This window comes from Gordonia rhizosphera NBRC 16068 (genome assembly GCF_000298195.1).
Lineage (GTDB): Bacteria > Actinomycetota > Actinomycetes > Mycobacteriales > Mycobacteriaceae > Gordonia > Gordonia rhizosphera.
In genome coordinates this window covers 1-2,782 of record NZ_BAHC01000236.1, presented here as the reverse complement: position 1 = coordinate 2,782, position 2,782 = coordinate 1, and the positions used below count along the sequence as shown (strand labels likewise).

Annotated in this window: 4 protein-coding genes; 2 read left to right on the top strand and 2 right to left on the bottom strand. The window is 68.5% G+C overall.

Annotated features, from left to right (window positions below):
* A partial coding sequence (locus GORHZ_RS27745; protein ID WP_006339141.1) for a MarC family protein occupies positions 1-339 on the top strand: 339 nt, incomplete at its 5' end.
* 27 nt (positions 340-366) lie between these two features.
* Complete coding sequence (locus GORHZ_RS27740; protein WP_245551538.1) at positions 367-1,284, top strand: glycine betaine ABC transporter substrate-binding protein; 918 nt, start codon at positions 367-369, stop codon at positions 1,282-1,284.
* A 4-nt stretch (positions 1,285-1,288) separates the two neighbouring features.
* Here GORHZ_RS27740 and GORHZ_RS29800 read toward each other — a convergent pair whose 3' ends face one another.
* Both GORHZ_RS29800 and GORHZ_RS27730 read right to left on the bottom strand, forming a co-directional pair.
* Positions 1,289-1,909 (bottom strand): NifU family protein, encoded by a 621-nt coding sequence (locus tag GORHZ_RS29800; RefSeq protein ID WP_006339137.1) that lies wholly within the window; start codon positions 1,907-1,909, stop codon positions 1,289-1,291.
* Positions 1,910-1,917: 8 nt separating this feature from the next.
* The coding region (locus tag GORHZ_RS27730; RefSeq protein ID WP_006339136.1) for a nucleoside recognition domain-containing protein at positions 1,918-2,782 on the bottom strand (865 nt) is incomplete at its 5' end.

The following is a 2,782-nucleotide window of genomic DNA, read 5'->3' as shown; positions in this document are numbered from 1 at the left end:
CTCGGCAATGCGGGGAATCCGCAGGCCAGCGAGGACGTCAACGTGGCTCTTGTCCCGCTGGGCACCCCGCTGTTGGCCGGGCCGGGCGCGATTGCCGCAGTCATCGTCGGGGTGAGCAGCGTGTCGGGGGACATCGGCGGGTACGTCGCCATCGCGGCGGCGATCATCACCGTCCACGTGATCGTCGCGATCGTGCTGCGCTATTCCACTTTCCTGATCCGCGTCCTCGGCGTCGGTGGGATCACGCTGCTCGCCAAGGTCGCGGGCCTACTGCTCGCCGCCATCGCGGTCCAGCTGATCGCCAACTCCGTGGCGGGCTTCATCGCCGCCGGGGGATAGCGCCGCCGCATGTCCTATCGTTGGGCCGTGATCAAGCGCGCCACGACGGCGATCCTGGTGGTCCTGACACTGGTCGCCACGGTGACCGGGTGTTCGGAAACGGATACGACCGACGATGCCCTGGTTGTGGGGTCCTCCGGTACCCCTGCCATGGAGGTGATGGCGCAGATCTATGCCGGCGTGCTGCGTCACGCGGGGAGTCGGGTATCGCAGAACGAACCCATCGGCGACGATCGTGCCCTCCTCGACGAGATGGACGCCGGCACGGTCGACCTGTTCCCGTCGTTCGGCGGGCGCCTGGTGACCGAGCTCGCCCCCGGGTTGAACCCGCAGACCCCCTCCGAGGTCTACGACGACCTGAACCGGTCCTTGCCACAAGGTGTTTCGGTCGGCGATCCCACGACGGTGTCGGTGACACCGCAGGTCTTCGTGTCGACCGCGGTCGCCGAGCGCAGTGGGGTGAACGACCTCGCCGACTGCGCCCGGCTGCCGGCCGGACTGCCCGTCGTCGTCGTCGGATCGCCCGACGAGACGGTGATGGAGACGTTCCGTGCGGCGGGCTGCCGTTTCGGCGCGGTGGAGTCGGTGTCGTCGGCGGCCGACGCGGTCGCACGGGTGGCGACAGGGGACGCGGCAGCCGTGCTGACCCCACTCGACGTCAGCGGAGCCCAGAAAACCGGCGATGAGGCCGACCTCCGAGCGCTGCGTGTCGAGGCACCCGAGGAGGACGGATCGGCCGCGACAGTGGTCGTCACCGGCCCGCGACCGCAGGAGCTGGTGCCGGTCTATCGGACCGCAGCCCTGAACAGCACAGAGGTCAAGGCAGTGAACACGGTGGCCGGGGAGATGTCCACCGCCGAGCTCGCGACACTCGTCGCCGAGGTGAACCGGGGCGCCGATCCGCAGGAGGTCGCGGTGAACTGGCTCGGCGAGCACGGGCTCTGATCGATCAGTTCGCGCAACAGGTGTCGCCCGGCGGATCGTCGGTGGTCCGCAGGGTCCGGAATCCGGGTTCGCGCCGCAGTCGTGCGGCGAGATGACGACTCAGCGTGATGTCGGCCGCGGCGCACCCATGACAGGTGCCGGCCAATCCGACGGTGACCACACCGTCGTGGACGTCGACGAGGTCGATGCGACCGCCGTGCGAGGCCGTGTACATCCCGAACTCGCCGTCGAGGATGGTGGCCACCGCGGCCGTGAGTTCGCGGTCGGCGGCACGTGACTGTTCGGCGTCGCTCACGACACCATCCGCGGGGTCCTCGGCTTCGGCATCCTCGCCCGGTGCAGCGCGATCGGGCCAGCCGCCGGGCGCGGACAAGACCTCATACAGAGCCGTACGTACCCGCGCGCCGTCGGCCGGTGCGGGGCGCTCGCCGCGGAACGTGGTGTCGATCCGGCCGGGCGAGACACTGATCGCGGTGATCACGCCCTCGTCGGCGAGATCGCGCAGCGGAGCCGGCAACCTGTTCGGCGGTACCGAACCGGTGACGCGGACGAGGCCGGGTCCGACGCGCCACCGGATGGTCGATGACGACGTCGGGTCGGCGGCGGGGATCAACAGGACGGACATCTCGGCATCTACCCGGTGATCGCCGCGGTGATCTGGTAGCCCGCGAAGCCCGCGACCCAGGCGAGGACAAACATGTAACTCCAGGCGATGGCAGGCCACTTCCAGGAATTGGTCTCCCGGCGCAACGCGCCGATCGTCGACATGCACTGCAATGCATAGACGAAGAACAACAGCATCGCCACGATCGTGGGTGCCGAGAACAGCTTTTCACCCTGATGCGGCCCCTCGGTGTAGGTCATGGACGACAGCGCGGCCGACGGATCGTCGGGATTCTCGGCGGCGGCGATCTGGCCGAGGGTGGAGACCACCACCTCCCGCGCGGCGAAGGAGCCGAGGATGCCGATGTCGATGCGCCAGTCGAACCCGAGCGGTTCGAAGACGGGTTCGACGAACCGGCCGATCGACGCGGCGAAGCTGTTCTCCATGACATAGGACCGCGCCGCGGTGTCGCCGGATGCCTGGGCGTCGTCGGCCGTCGCGCCGTCGGCGAGCTGGGCCGCGACGGTGTCGGACCTGACCTTGTCGGCCTCGGCGCTGTGGGCGGGCAACGACAGGAGCAGCCAGAGCGCGATGGAGGTGAGCAGGATGATCTTGCCGACCTTGCGCAGGAACATGCGGGTCGAGTCCCACATCATCAGCAACACCGATTTCGGTGACGGCGTCCGATACGGCGGCATCTCCATGTAGAACGGCAGGAGTCCGCTGCGCAGGGACCGGGTCTTCTTGAACACCGCGGCGGCCAGCATCGCCGACGATCCGCCGAGGAAATACAGACCGAACATCACCGCACCTTGGGCCTGCACCGGACCGAACCGCTCATCGGACGGCACCAGCATCCCGATCAGCAGCACATACACCGGGATTCGGGCCGAG